11 protein-coding genes are annotated in these 21,496 nt (G+C 58.6%); 2 read left to right on the top strand and 9 right to left on the bottom strand.

The window, feature by feature from the left end; genetic code table 11:
* Positions 1-48: 48 nt before the first annotated feature.
* The 3 genes from MUN80_RS09050 to MUN80_RS09040 form a co-directional block, all read right to left on the bottom strand.
* Positions 49-2,892: a bifunctional transaldolase/phosoglucose isomerase gene (locus MUN80_RS09050; RefSeq protein ID WP_244722581.1), complete on the bottom strand. Its 2,844-nt coding sequence runs from the start codon at positions 2,890-2,892 to the stop codon at positions 49-51.
* A 480-nt stretch (positions 2,893-3,372) separates the two neighbouring features.
* On the bottom strand, positions 3,373-4,704 hold the full coding sequence (gene xylA, locus MUN80_RS09045; protein WP_244722579.1) for a xylose isomerase: 1,332 nt from the start codon (positions 4,702-4,704) through the stop codon (positions 3,373-3,375).
* A complete protein-coding gene (locus MUN80_RS09040) occupies positions 4,682-6,205 on the bottom strand; it encodes a xylulokinase (protein ID WP_244722576.1) in 1,524 nt (507 codons plus the stop codon). Before MUN80_RS09040 ends, xylA begins: the two co-directional genes overlap by 23 nt.
* Before the next feature lie 518 nt (positions 6,206-6,723).
* Between MUN80_RS09040 and MUN80_RS09035 the strand changes: the two genes are divergently transcribed.
* A complete protein-coding gene (locus MUN80_RS09035; protein WP_244722573.1) occupies positions 6,724-7,296 on the top strand; it encodes a Crp/Fnr family transcriptional regulator in 573 nt (190 codons plus the stop codon).
* A 226-nt stretch (positions 7,297-7,522) separates the two neighbouring features.
* The gene (locus MUN80_RS09030) at positions 7,523-8,281 is read left to right on the top strand and encodes an SDR family oxidoreductase (protein ID WP_244722569.1); all 759 of its coding nucleotides are present in this window, start codon (positions 7,523-7,525) and stop codon (positions 8,279-8,281) included.
* Positions 8,282-8,361: 80 nt separating this feature from the next.
* Here MUN80_RS09030 and MUN80_RS09025 read toward each other — a convergent pair whose 3' ends face one another.
* From MUN80_RS09025 to MUN80_RS09000, 6 genes are all read right to left on the bottom strand, one after another.
* Positions 8,362-11,073 (bottom strand): glycoside hydrolase family 3 C-terminal domain-containing protein, encoded by a 2,712-nt coding sequence (locus MUN80_RS09025; protein ID WP_244722566.1) that lies wholly within the window; start codon positions 11,071-11,073, stop codon positions 8,362-8,364.
* A 50-nt stretch (positions 11,074-11,123) separates the two neighbouring features.
* Positions 11,124-13,046 (bottom strand): sialate O-acetylesterase, encoded by a 1,923-nt coding sequence (locus MUN80_RS09020; RefSeq protein WP_244722563.1) that lies wholly within the window; start codon positions 13,044-13,046, stop codon positions 11,124-11,126.
* Between the two features lie 382 nt (positions 13,047-13,428).
* Positions 13,429-15,333: a RagB/SusD family nutrient uptake outer membrane protein gene (locus tag MUN80_RS09015; RefSeq protein WP_244724866.1), complete on the bottom strand. Its 1,905-nt coding sequence runs from the start codon at positions 15,331-15,333 to the stop codon at positions 13,429-13,431.
* A 59-nt stretch (positions 15,334-15,392) separates the two neighbouring features.
* A complete protein-coding gene (locus tag MUN80_RS09010) occupies positions 15,393-18,491 on the bottom strand; it encodes a SusC/RagA family TonB-linked outer membrane protein (protein WP_244722562.1) in 3,099 nt (1,032 codons plus the stop codon).
* A gap of 40 nt (positions 18,492-18,531) precedes the next feature.
* On the bottom strand, positions 18,532-19,335 hold the full coding sequence (locus MUN80_RS09005) for an SDR family NAD(P)-dependent oxidoreductase (protein WP_244724864.1): 804 nt from the start codon (positions 19,333-19,335) through the stop codon (positions 18,532-18,534).
* A 38-nt stretch (positions 19,336-19,373) separates the two neighbouring features.
* Positions 19,374-21,494, bottom strand: a complete 2,121-nt coding sequence (locus MUN80_RS09000; protein WP_244722559.1) for an alpha-glucuronidase family glycosyl hydrolase — start codon at positions 21,492-21,494, stop codon at positions 19,374-19,376.
* Between the last annotated feature and the right edge of the window lie 2 nt (positions 21,495-21,496).

The following is a 21,496-nucleotide window of genomic DNA, read 5'->3' as shown; positions in this document are numbered from 1 at the left end:
AAACTACCAGGGCGGCCGGCCTCCCAACCGACCGCCCTGGCAGCATTCTTACGCTTGGGTAGCGGTCAGCGGAGCCGACTGCAGCGCCGTCAGTACCGTGCGCAAACCTTGCTCAGCATTGTCGCCGAGGTGGATGCGCAGCGTGCGGCGGTTGTAGTCGTGCAGGGCTTGCAAGTCGCCGGCGGCCTGGGCATTTTTGAACGTGCCGAAGGAGTACGAACGGCCCGGCAGCGCCAGATCCTGCGGATGGTCGACGGTGAACTGCACAAACAAGCCCTTGTCGGGGCCACCCTTGTGGTACTGGCCCGTGGAGTGCAGGAAGCGCGGTCCGTAGCCCGAGGTGGTAGCCAGATGCAACTGCTCCTGCACCTGGGTGCGCAACTCGGCCAGGCCCTTATTCAGCTCGTCCGATTCGGTCAAATACGCCTGAATGTTGAGGAAGTCACCGTCCTTGGCCTGGGCGAAGAAGTTCTGGATAACCTCGGCCGCACTGCCGCCCGATACGGCGGAGAAGTATGACACGCCGTTTTCCGTCACCTTGGCTTCGTCGCCGGCTGGTAGGCTGCCCTGCTCCTGCACCACCTTCATCAGGCGGTCGGTAGCGGTTTTGGCGGCCTGCACGTTGGGCTGGTCGAAGGGGTTGATTTCGAGCACGGCGCTGGCTACGGCCGTAGCTACTTCCCAACGGAAGAACTCGGCACCCAGGTCCAGAGCATCCTGCATCCGCACGCTGATGACGGGGTGACCCGCGGCTTGGAGAGCTTCGAGCTTGGCGGTGTTGTCGGCATCGGTGTCGTTTTCGTAGCCCACGTACACAAATACGCGGTCCTGGCCGTAGACTTCCGGCTCCCGGGCCGGCTCACCAGCCACGGGCAGAATGCCTTTGCCTTCCTTGCCGGTGCTTTCGGCAATGAGCTGCTCCAGCCACAAGCCCAGATCATCCAGGGAATGAGGCACAATCAGGGTGAGCTTGTCGCGGCCCTGCTGAGCCAGTATGCCCAAAGCTACACCCAGCTCCAAACCGGGGTTTTGCTCTACCGCGCCGTAGGCTCCGTTGGCCCGCATCATGCGGATGGCCCGCTCCAGAATTTCGCCAATGGGCAGACCGTACAAGGCAGCCGGCACCAGCCCGAAGTACGACAAAGCCGAGAAACGGCCGCCTACTTCGGCGAAGTTGAGGAAGATGCGGCGGTAGCCCTGCTCGGTGGCCGACGTCACGAACTTGGAGCCCGGGTCGGTAATGGCTACAAAGTTCTCGCCGGCCTTATCGCCCTTGATTTGCTTGAGACGGTCGTAGAAATAGTCGCCGAAAGCCAGGGGCTCGGCCGTCGTACCCGACTTGCTGGCTACAATGAACAGCGTTTCGGCCAGCGGCACCGACTCTTCGATCTGGCGCACCGTGCCGGGGTCCGTAGTATCGAGTACCGACATGGGCAGGCCGTTCTCGCCCATTGGGAAGGAGGACTTGAACACAATCGGGGCCATCGTGCTACCACCCATGCCCATCACCACCACGTGCTTGAAGCCCGCGGCCTTTACGTCGTTGACGAACTGCTCAATTTCGGGCACGGCAGCTACCATCGTTTCGGCCACGCGCAGCCAGCCCATAAAGGAGCGGATGCTGTGCTGGCCGGCTTCGTCCTGCACCCACAAATCGGCCTTCTTATCCCAGAACCCCTGGGTGAAGTTCTTGGCGTTGAATTCCTGCACCTTGGCATCTACGGCGGCCTGGTACTGGCCCAGCTGCATGGTAGCAGGAGCCACGGCAGTGTCAAGGGAAGTCAGGCGCTTTTTCTCGATGGAGTCCATCAGCTTGCCGAAGGGCTCGGTGAACTTCTTGGCCCCGTCGACTTCCAGGAAGTTGGTTTGCTCTTCCAGGTTGATGCCCAGCTCGGGCAAGCGGCGCAGCACTTCAGCAGCCTTGTCGAGACCTTCTTCCAGGCGGTTGGCGGGTTGCCCCTTGGCGCGGAAAATGTCGAGGGTTTCGACCGGCACGGTATTCACCGTTTTCGGGCCGATGAGGTTTTCTACGTACTTCAGGTCGTCGTACTTGGGGTTCTTGTTGCCGGTGCTGGCCCACAGCAGGCGCTGGGTGTCGGCACCTTTGGCAGCCAGGGCTTCCCAGCGCGGACCGGCGAAAATTTCTTTGTAGATCTGGTAGGCCTGCTTGGCGCTGGCCAGGGCCACTTCGCCCACCATCGATTGTGCAAGCTCGCCTTTCTCACCGCCTTCGGCGGCAATTTTCTCCAGCATCGGGTCAATTAGCACGTCGATGCGCGAGAGGAAGAAGCTGGCTACCGAGTCGATGTTCTCGATAGGCAGACCGGCTTGCAGACGGTCTTCGAGGCCCGCAATAAAGGCCTCAGCTACTAGGCGGTAGCGCTCCAGGCCGAAAATCAGCGTCACGTTGACGTTGATGCCCTCGGCAATAAGGCGGCGGATGGCGGGCAGACCTTCCAGCGTAGCTGGCACCTTAATCATGACGTTGGGGCGGTTTACCGTTTTCCAGAAACGGATGCCTTCCTCAATCGTGCCCTCGGTGTCATTCACCAGCTCCGGCGACACTTCCAGGCTTACGTAGCCGTCGGAGGCGTTGTCGTGGCTGTCGTAGAGCGGGCGAAACAGGTCGCAGGCGTGTTGCACGTCGGCCACAGCCAGGGCGGTGTAGATTTCGTCGGTGGTTTTGCCCTGCAGCGCCAGGCTGCGAATGGCCGCGTCGTAGTCGTCGGAGCCGCCGATTGCCTTCTCGAAAATGGCCGGGTTCGACGTCACACCGCGCAGGGCTTCGTCGGTGATGCGCCGCTGCAATTCCCCGTTGATCAGGATCTTGCGACGGATAAAGTCCAGCCAGATGCTTTGGTCGAATTGACGGATGTCAACTAATGGATTCATAGGGTTTCTGTTTGAAGTCGTTCCAAAGATGAGGAAACTCCTTCTTTAGGCTTTCACCGGGCCCACTTATTTTGCTATAAATCCCTGATTTCCTACCAGATATTTTCCGGCAGGCAGTAGCCAGAGGACTGTAATAGAGGTACTAACCAGGCAGTAGCACAGGGCCAGAAAGCAAACAGTGAGGCGTGCCAGCCGGCGGATGTAGCCGCCAACGTAGTCCGAAAAGCTCTCCCTCGATTCGAACTACGCGCTGGTACGCCTCTTTCTGCTCCCCTCTCCCACGCTGCTGTCAGTTGGGTTTCGCCCCCAGACTTACAGTAAAATTTGGTTGGTGGATAAGAGTCCGGTTGGCCGGCGGGTGTTGCAGCACCCGCCCGGCCGACGTTTCTCACTCACCTTGTTGATACTCGTGAATGCCTGTCAACTAGGCCGCCATGTCTTGCCAAGGCTCGGAATGACGTTCTACTACAGCAGACGAGCTTAGATGTACTGGTTGATGATGCTTTCCAGCCACTCCTGCTTGCCGCTTTTCGGCGTAGGCTCACCCGACTCGTGGGCGATTTTGCGCAGGTCTTCCAGGGTCAGTTGGCCTTTCTCGAAAGCAGCACCGGCCCCGGAGTCGAAAGAGGCGTAGCGCTCTTGGCGGAACTTGCGGTAGGCCGACTTCTCCAGAATGGCATCGGCTGTCACCAGGGCGCGGGCGAAGGTGTCCATACCGCTGATGTGGGCAATGAAGATATCCTCCAGATCCGTTGAGTTACGGCGGGTTTTGGCGTCGAAGTTGATGCCACCGTGCTTAAAGCCACCGGCTTCGAGGATGATGAGCATGGACTCGGTCAACTCATTGATGTTGTTGGGGAACTGGTCGGTGTCCCAGCCGTTCTGATAGTCGCCGCGGTTGGCGTCCATCGAGCCCAGCATGTTGGCGTCGGCCGCCACTTGCAGCTCGTGCTCGAAGGTGTGGCCAGCCAACGTGGCGTGGTTTACTTCCAGGTTGAGCATGAAGTCGTTTTCCAGACCGTACTGCTTCAGGAAGCCGATTACGGTGGCTGCGTCGAAGTCGTACTGGTGCTTGGTGGGCTCGGCGGGCTTGGGCTCGATGAAGAACTTGCCGGTGAAGCCCTGCTGGCGGGCATAGTCGCGGGCCATGGTCAGGAAGCGGGCCATGTGCTCCTGCTCGCGCTTCATGTTGGTGTTCAAGAGGGTCATGTAGCCTTCGCGGCCACCCCAGAACACGTAGTTCTCACCACCCAGGGCAATGGTAGCATCCAGGGCATTTTTCACCTGGGTAGCGGCGTGGGCTACTACCTGGAAATCGGGGTTGGTGCTGGCCCCGTTCATGTAGCGCGGGTTCGAAAACACGTTGGCCGTGCCCCAGAGCAGCTTGACGCCGCTGGCCTGCTGGTGCTCCTTGGCGTAGTCGACAATGGCGGCCAGGTTACGCTCGTACTCGGCCAGCGAGTTGCCTTCGTCTACGAGGTCAATGTCGTGGAAGCAGTAGTAGGGCGTACCGAGCTTGGTGAAGAACTCGAAAGCAGCGTCCATCTTGTCTTTGGCGCGGCCTACGGCTTCGTGGTGGGCGTCCCAGGCAAACTGCTTGGTGCCGGGACCGAACGGGTCGCCGCCGGTGCCGGTGAAGGTGTGCCAGTAGGAAACCGCGAAGCGCAGGTGCTCCTTCATGGTTTTGCCGGCCACAATGCGGTTTTCGTCGTACCACTTAAAGGCCAACGGGTTGTCCGACTCGCGTCCTTCAAAGCGGATGGTGTCGATGCCGGTGAAATACTCGGTTTTAGAAAGCGTGTTGGATGACATGCCGAGGGGTGGTTGGTAAGGGTACGATTTGATTGAGAATGGACTGCCAGCGGGTGTAGGCAGCCTGATATTGTTCCTGCAGCTCAGCTGTAGGCTCCAGGGTTAGAATGCGCTCCAGGCCGTTGAAAGCCTCAGCAGTGCTGGCGTAAATACCGGCCCCGACGCCTGCGCCGCGGGCCGCGCCCTGGGCGGCATCGGTGTTGAGCAGCTCCAGTTCCACGCCGGCGCTATTCACGAAAGCTTCGCGGAAAATCGGGCTCAAGAACATGTTGGCGTTGCCGGCCCGCACCTTGCGCACCTGCACCCCAGACTCGCGCATGATGTCCACGCCATAGTTCAGGGCGAAGACAATGCCTTCCTGGGCGGCGCGGGCCACGTGCACGCGGCCGTGCTGGTTGAAGTTGAGGCCCCGCAGCTCGGCTTCAAGCTGGCGGTTTTCCAGGATTCGCTCGGCTCCGTTGCCGAAGGGCAGAAACGTGAGGCCATCGGAGCCAATTGGGGCTTGAGCGGCCAGCTGGTTCATGTCCTCGTAGCTGATGTCGCCGAGGACTTTGCGCAGCCAGCTGTTCAGAATGCCCGTGCCATTCATGCACATCAAGACCCCGTTTTTGGGCTGCTCCGGCGTGCTGTTGACGTGCACGAAGGAGTTGACCCGGGAGCGGGAATCCGAAGTCATGGTTTCGTTGATGCCGTAGACTACGCCGCTGGTGCCGGCCGTGGCCGCTATTTCGCCGGCCTGCAGCACATTCAGCGAAAAGGCGTTGTTGGGCTGGTCGCCGGCCCGGTAGCTAATGGGCGTGCCGGCCGTGAGGCCCAGCTCCTGGGCGGCTTCAGCAGTAAGGTGACCTTGTACCGAGAAGGTGTCGACTACCTCGGGCAGCAGGGCAGAACTGATGCCGTAATAGTCGAGCAACTCCTGGGCAATGGCCTGCTGCTTGAAATTCCAGAACACTCCTTCGGACAAACCCGAAACGGTGGTCTGGAGCTGGTTGGTGAGTTTAAAGGCAATGTAGTCGCCGGGGAGCTGGATCTTGTGAATCCGGGCGTAAATCTCAGGCTCGTTTTCGCGCACCCACTTCAGCTTGGAAGCGGTGAAGTTGCCGGGCGAGTTGAGCAGGTTTTCCAGGCAGTATTCCTGGCCCAGGTCCTGAAATGCCTGGTTACCGAGGTCCACGGCGCGGCTGTCGCACCAGATAATGGCGGGGCGCAGCACCTCGCCGTCCTTGTCGACGAGCACGAGGCCGTGCATTTGGTAGGTGATGCCGATGGCGGCAATGAGCGCCGTGTCGAAGTCGTGGTCGGCACGCAGCTGCAGGGTAGCATTCACGACTTCCTGCCACCACCGTTCGGGGCGCTGCTCAGCCCAGTCGGGCTGGAGCGCGGTTATTTCCATCTCCTTCTTGGGCGAGGTGACCGAGGCCACGCACCGGCCGGTTTCGATGTTGAGCAGCGAGGCCTTGATAGACGAGCTGCCGATGTCGTAGCCGAGGAGGTATTTCATGGGGTTGGATACGGCCTGTGCTGCTCCTACAGAAGCAGTTAGACCGGGTGGGATTTTATGGAGGAAAAGGCAAGCGCAAGCGTCGTTGGCGACCAACTTGCCAGGGGTAGTATTCAGAGCGGCGTCCGACCTATCTACCGGACTTGTTGTTCGAAGATAGATAGCTCAGAGATAGGAAAGCCAATCTAAAAACCTCGTTTCGAGGCTAATTTCGAATATAAAATACCGAAACCGTTTCCGGAAACGGTTTCGGTAGGTAAGCGTGACAAATTATTTTTTCGGGAAATAGTGGCCGCTCAATCCCTGAATAGTGAAAGCCGCTTACCCCTTGCACAACAAATCCTTTTCTGGCTGGCCCAGGGTTCTACCTATTCCAGTGCACAACCCATGGACCCTATCTACCAGCTTCCTCCGCCCATCAGCTAGGTGGAGGGCTACTCAGCCGACGGATGTTCCTTATGAGGTTGCCCACAAAAGCCCTTTTCTTTGTCTTACCCCGGCTTTTATTTGCCCAACCTATGTTCGAGTTATTTGCAAACTATCTGCGCAGCAAGGCGACTTTCACGGCCGAAGAAATAGCGCAGATTGAAGCCGTGACAACCATTAAGCGGTTGCGGAAGCGCCAGTTTCTGCTACAGGAAGGAGAGGTATGGAACTACAACGCCTTCGTGGCCGACGGCTGCCTACGCACTTACAGCGTGGATACCAAAGGTGCCGAGCATATTCTGACCTTCGCTGTGGAAAACTGGTGGATAGGCGACCTGCAAAGCCTGGCGTCGGGCCTGCCGGCACGCTTCAACATCGACGCCATTGAGGACTCGGTGGTGCTGCTGATCCGGAAAGAGGAGTTTGACCGCCTCTGCCAGGCTATTCCGGCGCTGCAGCAGCTCGTTAATGCCTTGCTACACCGCAGCTTCCTGGCCCAGCAGAACCGAATTCACACTACCATCAGTTACTCCGCCGAAGAGAAGTACCGAATCTTTCTGCAGGAGTTTCCGGTGTTTGCCCGGCGCATTCCCCAGCATATGGTAGCCTCGTATCTGGGCATGACCACCGAAACCCTGAGCCGCATCCGCCGCAACTTGGTGTAGAGCCGCTCCTGACGCCTTATTATTGTTCCCATAAGCTGTTATAATTTGCTTACACAGCTAAAAATCAATTCAATACCTTCACAAGGTTGATATTTGTCAAGTCGTTTTTTTGATAAATGTCAATGGAGACGGGAGCAGCGGGAAGCAACCTTTGTGCTGTCAACCAAGGCGCGCTACATGGCCGCCGGGACTTTTCCGTTTTACCCTCCATTTTCCTCTTTTAGGTATGAGTACTTCCCTGAAATTAGCCAACAAAGTAGCCCTCATTACGGGCGGTACCACGGGCATCGGCCTGGGCGCGGCCCAGCGCTTCGTGGCCGAAGGTGCCTTCGTTTATATCACCGGGCGGCGGCAGACCGAGCTGGATGCGGCCGTGCAGCAGCTTGGGCCCAACGCCCGCGGCATCCGCAGCGACGTGACCAGCCAAACCGACCTCGACCAGCTCTTTGCTACCATCCAGGCCGAAAAAGGTCACCTCGACGTGGTCTTCACCAATGCTGGCGGCGGGGATTTTGCCCCGCTGGGCGGCATCACCGAAGAGCACTACGCCATGACGTTCGACCGCAACGTGAAAGCCACCCTCTTCACCGTACAAAAGGCTCTGCCCCTGCTGCGCGACGGTTCCTCCATTATCCTGATGGCCTCCACGGCTGGTTCCATGGGTGATGCCAACTTCAGCGTGTACAGCGCTTCCAAAGCCGCCGTGCGCTCCTTCGCCCGAACCTGGACGGCCGACCTGAAAGACCGTAAAATCCGGGTCAATGCCCTCAGCCCCGGTCCTATCGACACGCCCGGCCTGAGCGGCTTGGGCGCCGATGAAACCCAGGCCGAGGAAATCAAATCTTTCTTGGCCAGCACCGTGCCGCTGGGTCGCCTGGGCTCCCCCGACGAAGTAGCCAAAGCCCTGGTATTCCTGGCCTCCGACGACAGCAGTTTCGTAACCGGCACCGAGCTGTTCGTGGACGGTGGCTTAGCCCAGCTGTAGCCTTGCACCTTACTTGGCCAAACACAAAGAAGCCGGTTCGTTTGAACCGGCTTCTTTGTGTTTGGCTAGCTGGTATGGGTTTAGTCAATAGCCACAGGGCTGCCGGTTAGCGTCAGGTTGGCCTGCACGACGCTTTTCTTGGCTACGGCTTGACTTAAGGGCTGGCCCCCGCCGGCAAATAACTGCACCTTGCCCGGCTGCTGGGCGCGCTGGCCTTGGGTATTGAGCACAGAGAGTTGGCGGGGCGTGAGGGTGAACTGCACGGTTTGCTTTTCCCCGGCCTGCAGCGGCACCCGGTGAAAGCCTTCCAGGGCGTGCAGGGCTACCCGGCCTTTGGCGTCGGGGTGGCGCACATAGAGCTGCACCACTTCGTCGCCGGCCCGCTTGCCGGTGTTCTGCACCTCTACGCTGACGGTTACGGGCTGACCGGTGGCGGTGGCGGCAGGCACTTTCAGGTTGCTGTACTGGAACGTGGTGAAGCTCAGGCCGTGGCCGAAGGGAAATAGCGGCGTGCCCTGGAAGTAGCGGTAGGTGCGGCCAGCCATGTCGTAGTTGTCGAAGGGCGGCAACTGGCTTTCCGACTTGTAGAACGTGACTGGCAGACGGCCGGCGGGGTTGTAGTCACCGAAAAGCACGTCGGCCAGAGCCGTGCCAGTGGCTTGCCCACCGTACCAGCTGTTGATGATGGCCGGCACGTTCTGAGCTTCCCAGGGGCAGCCGATAGCGCTGCCGGTCATCATCACAAACACGACCGGCTTGCCCGTGGCGTGCAGCACCTTCAACAACTCGGTCTGCACCTTGGGCAGGGCAATGCTGGTTCGGTCGCCGCCGCTGAAGCCTTCCACGTTCACCTTCATTTCCTCGCCTTCGAGGCGGGGCGAAATGCCACCTACAAACACCACGGCGTCGGCATCCTTCACCTGGGCCCGGATGTTCTGGGCGTTCATGGGCACGACGTGGGCACCGGTAAACTTGAGAATAGTGCGGCGGTCGGTTTGGAGGTATTCCAGGCGCAGGTCGAGCTTTTGGCCGGCAGTTACCCGCATGACGTGCTGGGTGGTCGAGACGCCGCGGCTTTTCCAGTTGTCGAGCACCAGCTTATTGTTCACAAACAGCCGGTAGCCGTCGTCGCCGGTGATTTGCAGGGCCAGCTCTTCGGTTTTCGTCGGAGTAAAAGTGGTTTGGTAGCGGGCCGAAATATTCTCCGACGGTAGGCCCGGCACGATTTCCTGCTTCACGTTGGCCAGGTACCGGTCGAGGCCAGCTTCCTGCTGAGTAGCTACGGGCTGACCTTCCAGGTTGGTGCCTTTATAGTACTCGGCCTTAAAGCCCGGCTGCCCATTGTAAGCCAGGCTTTTATTGATGTCGAAGGCTTGGTAGACGATGTTGCTGGCGTAGTCGACGCCCTGGATGTACGTGACCTGGGTGCCGGGACCCACCTTGGCCCGGATGCCTTCCAGTGGGGTCACGTTGTTGGTCGGGAAGCCGTTGTAGTTGCCCAGCTGCACCGCGTCATTGTCGGCGTTGGGACCCAGCACCACCAGCTTCTTCAGGTTCTTGCGCAGCGGCAGGGTGTTCCGCTCGTTTTTGAGCAGTACCACCGATTCGCGGGCCATCTTCAGGGCATGGGCCTGGTGCGGGGCGCTTTCCACCACGCTCATCGGAATCTGGGCGTACTTCACTTGCTCCACCGGGTCGAACATGCCCAGCTGGAAGCGGATTTTGTAGAGCCGCTTTACCGAGACGTCGAGCTGCTTCTCGGTTATCAGGCCCTTCTGCACCGATTCGAGCAGGGAGTTGTAGGTAAACAGCTTGCCGGTGGCGCACTCGATGTCGGTGCCGTGGAGCACGGCGTTGGCGGCGGCCGTAGCCGCGTCGGGGTCGGTTTTGTGGTGCTGCCAGAAGTCGTTGAGCCCGTCGCAGTCGGAGGTGACGTAGCCCTGGAATTTCCACTTGTCGTAGAGAATTTCGTTCATGAGCTTATCACTGCCGCAGCAGGGCTGGCCGGCGTAGGCATTGTAGGCACACATTACGCCCGCCACCTTGGCGTCCACAATCAGGTCTCGGAAGGCCGGCAGGTAGGTATCCCACAAGTCGTAGTTACTGATCTGAGCGTTGAACTCGTGGCGGGAGGGCTCGGGGCCGCTGTGCACGGCAAAGTGCTTGGCGCAGGCCGTAATCTTGAGGTACTTCGGGTCGTCGCCCTGAAAGCCTTTGACCAGCGCCTGGCCCATCTGCCCGGTCAGGTACGGATCTTCCCCATAGGTTTCCTGTCCCCTCCCCCACCGCGGGTCCCGGAAGATGTTGATGTTGGGCGTCCAGAACGTGAGGCCCTGGTAAATGCCCCGCTCCCCGCGGCGGGCGTACTCGTGATGCACGGCCCGGGCCTCGTCGGAGGTAATGGTAGCCATGCGCAGCATGGCATCCTGGTCGAAGGTGGCGGCCAGAGCAATGGCCTGCGGAAATACCGTCGTTTTCATGCTGGTGCGGGCCACGCCGTGCAGGGCTTCGTTCCACCAGTTGTAGGCCGGAATGCCCAGCCGGTCGATGGCCGGCGAAGCATTCAGCATCTGCGACACCTTTTCGGGCAAGGTCAATCGGCTTACGAGGTCATCCACGCGCTGGTCGATGGGCAGCTCAGAGTTGCGGAAGGGCAGTTCGGCCGGATTAGCGGTGGCCGTGGTGGGTGGGGCGTCGGCAGCAGGAGCCGCAGCCGTGCTGCTTGGCTGGCGCTGACTGGAGGCGCAGCCCATCAGCAGGGCCAGCCCTAGAAAAAGGAAAGGGGTTTTCATCCGTGGAGGGAGTTGGGTGGTACGGATTGGACGTGAGGGCTGCTCTTGCTTTACTCCGCCTGAAAAGACGAGGCGGGCAGCCCCTCTTTGTTGCTGAGGTTGGCGCCTTCCGGGTTGTCGGCCCAGGCGTAGCGCACGGCCACAGGGTTGGGCACCTGGTCGTTCCAGACCACTACTTTGTTGCCTTCAATCCGGGCCTGAGCCCACACAAATTTTTTGTCGGGCCCGGCAATAGCGAAGTAGCGCAGGGGCTTGCCGTCTTTGGCCATCAGACCGCTCCCGGTACTGGTAAAGCTGAGTGTAGCCTTGTTGCCAGCTACCTGCATGCTTTGGTACAGCGGACCTGAGGCTACTACTTTTTTGTCGCCGTAGGCTACTTTTTGGGCAGCCAACGCCAAGCGCTTGCCCACGTCTTCCTTATTGAGCGGGTGAATGTCGTTCCACTCGCCCAGGTCCAGGGCCACGGCCATGCCGGTGTTGGGCACGGTCAGGGTGCGGCGCTGGCCTTCGCGCACGCCGGCCCAGTTGCTTTCCGCGGGTTGGTCTTTAGTTGCCATGAAGTTGGCCAGCTGAACGTACAAGAACGGCAAGGCGGGCTGCTGCCAGTGCTTACGCCAATCGGAAATCAGGGCCGTGAGCAGGGGTTGGTATTCCTCGGGCTTCACAGTATTGGATTCGCCCTGGTACCACAGCACACCCTTGATGGCGTAGGGCAGCAACGGCGCTATCATGCCGTTATACAAGCCCCCGGGTTGGTTTTGAAAAGAAACAGAGCCGGGAGTAGGCGGCGTGGCGGCCCCTAGCTTGTATTGCCAGTCGCCGCGCAAATCCAGGGTTTCGCCGCCCGCCGTGAGCCGGTACTGCTTGTCGAGCGTGAAGCCGCCGCGCCCGCCGTTGTTGATGACGCGTATCACCAGCACGTTGCGGCCGGGCTTGAGCAGCGTCGCGGGCAGGTCGTATTTGCGGGGCGGGTATTGGTAGCCCGTAGTGCCAGCAAATTGCCCGTTGAGGTACACCGAGTCGCTGTCGACGATGGTGCCCAGCTCCAGCCGGGCCGGCTTGCCCACCATGCTGGCCGGCACTTCCACTTCTTTGCGAAACCACACCACGCCATTCACGGGCCCCAGGCCCTGGTCGGCCCAGTAGCCGGGGATTTTCATGGTTTTCCAATCGGCGGCGTTGTATGCCGGGGCATACCAAGGCGTCGAGCCCTTGGCTACTCCTTGGTCGGCCTGCCGCAGCGCGGTGTACCAGGCGCGGGAGGCGGCTTGGCCCTGCGCAATGGTGCGGGCCACGTAGGTGCTGTCCTTTACTTTCTCGGCGGCTTGCTGATAATGCGGGAAAGCCTTCAGCGCCTCGGCGCTCAGCCAGGCCTCGGCCGGTGAGCCACCCACGGCCGACCGGATCAGGCCGATGGGCACGTGGTATTTGTCGAAGAGCGTCTTGGCAAAAAAGTACGCCACGCCGCTAAAAGCCAGCACATTTTGGGGCGTCGTCGTCACCCACTTGCCGCCCGCCACATCGGCTTTGGGCCCATTGAAGGCATAGCGCAAATCGACGTTGAACTGCCGGATCTGGGGGTTATTGGCCTGGGCAATGACCTCGGGGTACTTGTCGCGCAGCCGCGACATGGGCGTTTCCATGTTCGACTGCCCCGAGCACACCCACACGTCGCCGATGAGCACATCTTTAATCGTAATGCGGTTGGTGCCGGCCACGGTCATTTCGTAGGGGCCGCCGGCTTTTAGTTGAGCCAAGCTGGTTCGCCACTTGCCGTCGGGACCAGTAGTGGTGGTGGCTGTTTTGCCGGCCAGCATCACGGTTACTTTCTCGCCGGGCTTGGCCCAGCCCCACACGCCCACGGGCACGTCGCGCTGCAGCACCATCCCGTCGCTGACGAGCTTGGGCAGGCGCACCTGGGCAACGGCTGGCTGCACGGCGACTATGGCCAACAGCAGAGAAGCCTTTAACATATTGTTTATCATGAGATTATTAAAGCCATTGCCTTGAGTAGGCCGGTGTGCAGTGCCCTTCATAGGTACGCCGTAGTTTCAGCGTGAAATCACGGCGCACCTATGAAGGGCACTAAGGCTCTGCGGTAGCTTCCTACCCGCGCGGCCAGTTTCTCGCGGCGGCATGGACCGCACAGTGTGGTAAGTCCACCTACCGATAGCCGCCTTGAAACCGTTGTAGCTGGTGCCATCGGCAAGCACAACCGACGCTACAGAAGCCGCAAAGGCAGCGCGTACCCATGCGGCTTTTACTTTTTAGTGCAGACCGTACATCAAAAAAAGGGGTAAAAAGAGTGGGTGCTCAACTACGAGCACCCACTCTTTTTACCCCTTTTTCATCAGACTATAGGTAGCCTGGATTTTGGTAAGCCGCTTTTTCCGCTGCTGACACATCCATCCGGTCAAGCTGAACCTGCGGAATAGGACGCAGGTAGTCAGTTGGCTTAATGGTACGCGTAACGGTTTGGGGCGTATGGTCTCCGTAGTTGGTTCCGCCAATACGGTAGGTAGAAGCCAACTCATTCCATTTTTGGGTACGTACCAGATCATACCAGCGGTACCCTTCGGCGTAGTACTCACGTGAGCGTTCGGCCAGGATGTAGTTGATGTCGATAGTGGTCGGGGTGGCCGCTACCATGGCAGCGCTATTATCCTGCACCTTGGCCGTGTTGCCGTTCTGGTCGAACCGCCACTTACCGGCCCGGGCCCGAATAACATTAATCAATTCTCTGGCACCCTGACCACCCTTGGGAGTTGCTCCTTTTACAACTGCTTCTGCGGCTACAAAGTACAGTTCCGAGAATTTGGCAATGTTGAACGGACGCGTACTGGCCGCATTCGGTTGGCCTAAGCCAGTACCATTATCGGTCCGGTAAGGCCCAAGCTTCCACAAGCCCGGATACACAATTCGGCTTATACCACGCGGTGAAATCACATAATCTGCGCGGCCGGGCAGCGTTCCGGCGCCTATGTTGCTCGCACCTCCTCCAGTGGGATACGTTATAGCAGTAGCAGGTTCGGCATCCAGGAAGGTCAGGATTGGGGCACCTGGGGTAACGGGCAGATTGTTGGCATTGTACAGGGTTGCGTTGGCGACCCCGCCTTTCGGCCAGTTGCCACGGTACACGGTGGTAAAGGTCCCATCGTACCGAGAATCGTTTGTCTTGTCGGCAAAGGTGGTTTCCACTGCGTTAATGGTAGGAGCCATTCGGTTCCAGGGGCGACCCAACTGCTGAACTGCTTCCCGCTGAACAGACGATACAGGATTAGTCCCGTCTGCATTGGTGGCGCTTCTGATGTTGGTATAATTCCAGGTCATCATCCAGCCGGCAAAGTTATCCGGGGCCCCGCCGCTACCGAAGGTCAGGCTGCCGCCGTTGTACAATTCGCTGGACTCGGTGTGGTCAGCAAACAGCAGCATTTCAGCGTTGCGGTCATTCGTGGCCACATGTACATCGTAGTACGTGGGCTGCAAGCGGAATGGACCGGGGCTCTCAATACCCGCCATTGCTACATCATAGGCCTGCTGATAGTAATATTGGGCGTTACGACCGGCAGGGTCTGTTCTGGTAGTCGCTGGGTAGGTGGGAATATTGTTCGGGTTTTCCAGCCACCAAGCATAGGTCAGGTAGGCCTTGGCCAGGTACAGGCGGGCCACCGTTTTGGTGGCGCCCCCTATCACCCGCGGAGTTGCCGGCAAGTCAGCAACTGCCTGCAGCAGATCAGGAAAAATTGCTTTCGTATACACCTCAGGTACCGTATTGCGGGCCGAGGCTCTAAAAGCATTGGTGTTGAACTGCAGCTCTCCCGCACCCAAATCCAACGGCACCCCACCGAAGGTTTGAACCAGCATGAAGTAATCGAAGGCGCGGAAAAACCGTGCTTCGGCAACCAGGGCTGGCGAAATGGTTCCTACGGCGGTGGCATTCTTGATGATACCATTAGCCGTGTTGATGTTTGGGAAGGCCGCCGTCCATAATCTATCCGCCCGGCTGTTATTAGCGTTTAGCGCCGCCCGGCCGGAGAAGTCCATGGCCAGAAAGTTCTCGTCGGCGTCCCGGCCATAGGTCACCTCATCGGTACCTGTAAGGGTGGCGTTGTAGTAGTAAGCGTCCCCGTAGATGTAGCGCAGGTGAGCGTACATGGAGGTCAACCCACCGTTCACGCCTCTTTCAGTCTGAAAGAATTCGGGCGTGTAAACACTCCTAGGCTCTTCGTCCAAAAGGTCGTTGCAACCCGGCGCAGCCATCGATATTAGGGCCGCCCCGATAAAGAATTTTATGTTGAAGCTTTTCATTTTGCTCTTTCTTAGAAGGTAAAGTTCAGGCCCACCAGGTAGGTGCGGGTTGCAGGCGAGTTCGTACCTATGGTCAACAGACGGGCTGGAACGCCGGTCGTTACGGCCACGTTCTGGTCGGCGTACGAGTTGGTCTCAGGGTCCATGCCCGATTCCTTCTTGTAGGGCGAGAAGAACACAAATGGGTTTTGAGCCGTGGCGTACACCCGTAGTCGGCTAACGCCGGCGCTTTTCAGCCAGGCGTTGTTATCGAAGTTATAGCCCAGCGAAATGGTGCGGACCTTCAGATAGGAGGCATCGAAATACCCTAGCGTGCTGCCATACTTGGGGTTGTCGCCGCTGGCCAGGCCACCGGGCTTAGGATATTTGGCACCCGTGTTTTCCGGAGTCCAGTAATCCACTTTCACGTTGCCTCGACGACCGTTCATCAGGTTCAGGTAGCCCGAGGCGCCATACAGCGTGCTGTTGAGGATGCCGCCGTTCTGGAAAGCACCTACTACACTCAGATCAAATCCTTTATAGGCCACACGGGTGTTTAAACCGCCTTGGAATTTCGGGGTAACATCTATGACCTGACGGTCTTGCGGGCCAATGGCGCGGGTAGGGGTACCATCTGAGTTATAATCGCCGGTGTACTTCACCTTGATCATGCCCACGTTCCCGCCGGGCTCCAGAATGTTCCGGTAGGGGTCTCCTTCCTGCCACAGTCCCACTTTCTCGTAATCATAGATTACGTTAATCGGCTGGCCAACAAACCACCAGTTTCCTTCGTCCCGCTGTTGTTCACCGGCTAGCGCGGTAATCTTGTTGCGGTTGGCGTACATGTTCACACCCACATCCCAGGTCCAACCATTGAGGTTCTCAATGATTACCCCATTCAAGGACAGCTCCACCCCTTTGTTTTGGGTAGATCCAATGTTGGCCGTATAGCTATCTACGCCCGAAGTGGCAGGCAAGGGCAAGGGCAGTAGCACATCCTCGGTGTTGGTGAGGTAGTACTCAACGGTGCCCGAAAGACGGTTTTTCAGGAGGGCAAAATCCAACCCGTAGTTCCAGGTTTTAGAGAATTCCCATCCTAAATCAGCGTTTGGCAGCTGGCTTACGAACAGGCCCGTCTGGTAATTGGTTGGACCGAAATTGTAGGGCCGGGTAGCCAACAGGCCCAGGGTAGCATAGGGGTTAATCGCCTGGTTTGACGTAATGCCGTAACCAGCCCGCAGTTTCAGCATGTTTATAGCAGAGATACCCTGCATAAACGACTCTTTGGCCACGTTCCAGCCTACCGACACGGCCGGGTAGGTTTTCCATTTATTGCCAGGGGAAAGTCTGGAAGAGCCGTCCGCCCGGACCGTGGCCGATACCAGATACCGGTCGTCGTAGGAGTACATCACGCGCCCCATGTAGGACAGCAGACCGAATTTCCGGTAGGGTTGTTCGTTGGGGTTTACGGTGATTTCGCCGGCCGCAAAACCCAGATTATAGTACTGGAAGTCGTCGGAAGGAATATCCCGGGCGGCAAGTCTGGTCTGGTTGAAAACGTTATCCGAGGCAGAATATAAGGCAAGCGCATTTATATTATGCTTCTCGGCAAAGGTGCGGTCGTAAGACAGAATATTTTCAATAGTCCAGTCTCTGGTAGCCTGGTTACTAACGGATGCCGTAGAAACGGTCGTGGGGTTCACCGCGTTGATTCCCTGTCCGGTGTAAGCGCCGCCCTGGCTTTGCCGATAGTTTGCCCCGAGGTTGACCCGATACTTCAAGCCCTCTACGCCGGGCATTTTAACTTCCGCAAATAGGGTGTTGTAGGTGGCTATAGATCTGGTTTCACTTAACCATTTATCGCTCAAACTTTCTACTATGTCCCGGGTATACACCCATTGCTCATCCAAGGGCATTCTAATGGTTCTTTTTAAGCTACCATCAGCATTGTAAGGATTGGCGATTGGCGAGGAGTTCAGGATGCCATAGATACCCACGTTGGAACCCTCGGATAGGTTATAGGTATTATTGGTAGTGAAACCCAACCGGATGTATTTACCAACGCCCTGGTCAAGCGTTCCACGCATGGAATAACGGGTGTATTGCTGTGTAGGAATTACCCCTTCTTCCTGATAATAACCCGCATTGAAATTATAACGCCCGTTTTCAGTGCCCCCGGAAACGCCTAGGTTATGGTTGGATTGGATACCGGTTTTATACAACAAATCCTGCCAATCGGTATCTACGTCGTCGGCTTCATCCAAGGCGTTCTTATACAGGCCAGCTGCTTTGCGAAGCGCAACAAACTCCGGCCCATTCATCATGGGGTATTTGGCGAAAAGCGTTTTGGCGCCAACAAAGCTGTCGTAGGTTATTTGTGGTTTTTGCCCTTTTTTACCTGCTTTAGTGGTTATCAAGACAACTCCGTTTGCCCCACGTGACCCGTAAATAGCCGTGGCCGACGCATCTTTCAGGATATCTACACTCTGAATATCATTGGGGTTGATGTCGCCAATCGAACCCGGGAAAGGAATACCATCCAATACAATCAACGGGTCGTTGCTGGCACCGAGTGAGCGGGTACCACGTATCCGGATTTGGGTGGCAGCACCCGGCTGGGAGGAGGATTGGGCAAACTCTACACCGGGCAAACGGCCTTGCAAGGCCTGAGAGATGTTAGCCGAGGGTACTTCGCGTAAGGTTTCTCCATTGATAGAAGCAACCGAACCAGTTACCGCTTCTGCTCTCTGAGTGCCATAGCCAACTACTACCACTTCACTCAGGGCCTTCACGTCGGCGCCCAGCGTAACGTTCACCGTGGGGTCGGTTACGGTTACTTCTCTGCTTACGTAGCCTACGGCACTGAACACCAGGGTGCTACCCAGGGGCGCCTGCAGGGTAAAGGAACCGTCGGAGTTGGAGGAAACACCGTTGGTCGTGCCTTTTTGCAGCACCGTTACGCCGGGCAGCGTTTCGCCGTTGTCGGAGCTGGTAATCTTGCCCGAAATGGTTTGGGGAGCTTGGGCCCGGGCCTGAGTAGGCATTAGCACCGCCCCAGCCAGGGGTAGCCCGGAGGCCACAAACAGCGGCCAGCTCAGGCAGAAGGCCGTTTTGCGTATTGGTTGATACATTGGGTGTGGGAGTTTTATGGGTTTTTGAAATGTCTTGGAATCAGAATCCGATAGAGTTGCCCCCGTCGACAGGCAGGGAGGCCCCGGTGATGTAGCGGGCCGCGTCGGAAGCCAAGAACACGGCGGCATTGCCGATATCCTGGGGCTGGCCAAACTTGCCCATGGGGGTGCGGCGCATAGCCCGGTCGCGGCGGTCGGGGTCGTTGTTCATGGCTTTGCGGCTCATTTCCGTTTCGATAAAGCCTGGGGCAATGGCGTTGACGCGCACGTTGGCACCCGAAAACTCCGAAGCCAACACCTTCACCATGCCTTCCACGGCCGACTTCGAGGCCGCGTAAGCCACTACCCGGTCGATGCCGTAGTAAGCGGCCATGGATGAAATCATCAGAATCACGCCGCGCTGCCGCTCCACCATGCGCCGGGCGCAGGCGCGGGTCAGGGCAAATACCGAGTTCAGGTTGGTGTGCAGGATGTTGTTAAATTCTTCGTCCGTTACCTGCAAAGCGGGCTTTTTCAGGTTGATACCGGCATTATTGACCACGATATCCAGGGGCCCGTAGGAGGCTTCGAGTTCGGCAACCATGTCCTCGATAGAAGCAAGGTCGCAAATATCGTTGACCATGTAGTGCGCAGCTTCGCCCAGCGATTCCACGGCTTCCTTCAGCACTTCCTCGCGGCGGCCGGTGATGATAACCGTGGCGCCAGCGTGCACCATGCAGCTGGCAATAGCCAGGCCGATGCCACTACCACCGCCGGTAATTAAAGCCAGCTGCCCTTCCAGGGAAAAGCTGTTCTGGTGCGTAATCGTACTGGTGTGCACGGCGTGGCCGTTCACGTGCGGCATGTTGTTCATGACGGGTATGTATTTGGTATTCAATTCAGTTAGCGCAGCTGGTAAATCATAACCAGGCGTTTGATGTCGTCGAGGGTGCGCGTGGGTGGCGCAAAAGGCGCCGGAATCGGCTGCTTGGCGTGGGTCTGGAAGTAGAGCACGCAGGCGTCGCGCCACCAGAGGGCTTCCTTGTGCTGGGTCTGGAGGCGGCCGGTTACGTCGGCGTGCAGCTCCGGGTCAATTTGGGGTTTCACGGCGGCCCACTGCTGCTGCATCCAGGTCACGGAGTCGACGCCGGTGTAGTAGCGGGTGCAGAGCTCGTTCCACAGGGTGCGGCCGGTGCTCAGCTCCTGATTCCAGCCCACGTGGTGAAACCAGAGCAGGTAGTCAGGCGGGCAGGTTTTGGGGTCGTTCCAGAGTTGCTGCGCTTCGGGCTTATATAAGCTCAAGGCGTTGCTGCCCTTGGCGGTCCGGTCGAAGCCCAGACCCGCGGCGTCGGCCTTATGGTAGTACACCGAGGTCCAGTCGGGCCGGGCGCTGCTCGCCAGCCAGGGCTCAGGGCCGTAGTGAATGCTCTGGCCCATGATGTGGTGCAAACCCAGCGGCGTGGTGTAGCGCACGTAGATGTCGCGGGACTTGACCATCACGTCGGCAATGGTACGCACGGCCGGTGCGTCGTTGGTCAAGCTCATACGGGTCCATTCCTCGGCAATGGCCTGGGAAGAAAGCGTGTGGTCCCAGGCCAGGCGGCCGAAAGCGTACCAGTTGGCCTGCCCCATCGGGTGGCCGGTCCAGTTGCGGTCCGAGCCGATGTTGGCCACGCCGGCAATGCCGCTGATGGAGTGGTTATCCACACTGCCATCCACCACCTTGGCTACCGTCGAGCCTTTGCCATTGGCGTAGGTGTCGCCGTCCAGGGTTTCCTTGAACATGGGCGCCAGGTACACCATGTGGGTCGCGAAGCCCAAGTATTCCTGCGTCAGCTGCACTTCCAGCACCAGCGGGGTGCGCGGCATGGCCCCGAACAGGGGGTGAAACGGCTCCCGGCTCTGAAAATCAATCGGGCCGTTCTTAACCTGCACCAGGGTTTTGGGCTTGAAGCGGCCGTCGAGGGGCTTAAACTCGGCGTAAGCTTCCTTGAACCGGTCCCCGTTGGAGTTGGCTTTATACACAAAGGCCCGCCACATGACCAGCCCGTCGTGCTGACCCAGGGCGTCGGCCAGCATGTTGGCCCCGTCGGCATGGTCGCGGCCGTAATCCTGGGGGCCGGGCTCCCCTTCCGAATTAGCCTTCACCAGAAAGCCGCCGAAGTCGGGAATGGCCTTGTAGATTTCGTTGGTGCGGTCGGTCCACCACTGCTTGACTTTAGGATCGAGCGGGTCGGACGTGCTCAGCCCGCCGATAACCTTGGGCGCGGCCCACAGCACCGACATATACACCCGAATACCATAGGGCCGCATGACGCCGGCCAGGGCAGCTACTTTTTCAATGTATTCGGGCGTGAGGTAGCGGGCACTGGCATTTACGTTGTTGATTACCACACCATTAATACCAATAGAAGCATTAGCGCGGGCGTAATCCTGGTAGCGCGGGTCGAGGCGCTCGGGCAGCTCGTACCATTTCCAAATGCTGGAACCCGCGTAGCCCCGCTCCACGGTGCCGTTGGGATTGTCCCAGTGGTTGAGCAGGCGGTACTGAATCCGGGGGGTACTGGTCAGCTCTAAGTTCTTGATTGACTGCCGCGTCTGGAGCTGGCGCAGCAGGGCAAACACCCCGTACAGCACCCCCGCGTCGGTTTTACCAGTAATGACCAGGTTGCCGTTTTGGGCCGCAATATGGTAGCCATCCTTGCCCAGCGGCTGTCCGGAAACGTTTGCGGTAGCATCCACGGAAAAAAGGATGCCGCCTTTTTTCTTTTCGGCCCCAGTTACAACCGGCACATTCTTCCCCAATAAGCCCTGTAAACCCTGCTGAAGTTCAGTGGCAGCCGTTTGCAGGATAGGCGAATTGCCGGAACCAGCAATAAAGCCGGCCGCCTTCTGGTAGTCCTTGCGCAACCCGTTGTCCTGCACCAAGTCGTACTTCAGCCACAGCCGGTAGCCGTCGTCGGCCACGCTGCGGTGAGCAGCCACGACGAAAAACAGCAGGAACAGAAGGGAGCGAAGCAACATGG

This window comes from Hymenobacter cellulosivorans (assembly GCF_022919135.1).
Lineage (GTDB): Bacteria > Bacteroidota > Bacteroidia > Cytophagales > Hymenobacteraceae > Hymenobacter > Hymenobacter cellulosivorans.
This window is presented reverse-complemented; position numbering and strand designations above follow the sequence as displayed.

Coding starts and splice junctions, on each gene's coding strand:
- MUN80_RS09010 (WP_244722562.1), bottom strand. CDS start 18,491: ATGTATCAACCAATACGCAAAACGGCCTTCTGCCTGAGCTGGCCGCTG.
- MUN80_RS09020 (WP_244722563.1), bottom strand. CDS start 13,046: ATGTTAAAGGCTTCTCTGCTGTTGGCCATAGTCGCCGTGCAGCCAGCC.
- MUN80_RS09050 (WP_244722581.1), bottom strand. CDS start 2,892: ATGAATCCATTAGTTGACATCCGTCAATTCGACCAAAGCATCTGGCTG.
- xylA (WP_244722579.1), bottom strand. CDS start 4,704: ATGTCATCCAACACGCTTTCTAAAACCGAGTATTTCACCGGCATCGAC.
- MUN80_RS09025 (WP_244722566.1), bottom strand. CDS start 11,073: ATGAAAACCCCTTTCCTTTTTCTAGGGCTGGCCCTGCTGATGGGCTGC.
- MUN80_RS09000 (WP_244722559.1), bottom strand. CDS start 21,494: ATGTTGCTTCGCTCCCTTCTGTTCCTGCTGTTTTTCGTCGTGGCTGCT.
- MUN80_RS09040 (WP_244722576.1), bottom strand. CDS start 6,205: ATGAAATACCTCCTCGGCTACGACATCGGCAGCTCGTCTATCAAGGCC.
- MUN80_RS09005 (WP_244724864.1), bottom strand. CDS start 19,335: ATGCCGCACGTGAACGGCCACGCCGTGCACACCAGTACGATTACGCAC.
- MUN80_RS09030 (WP_244722569.1), top strand. CDS start 7,523: ATGAGTACTTCCCTGAAATTAGCCAACAAAGTAGCCCTCATTACGGGC.
- MUN80_RS09035 (WP_244722573.1), top strand. CDS start 6,724: ATGTTCGAGTTATTTGCAAACTATCTGCGCAGCAAGGCGACTTTCACG.
- MUN80_RS09015 (WP_244724866.1), bottom strand. CDS start 15,333: ATGGCTGCGCCGGGTTGCAACGACCTTTTGGACGAAGAGCCTAGGAGT.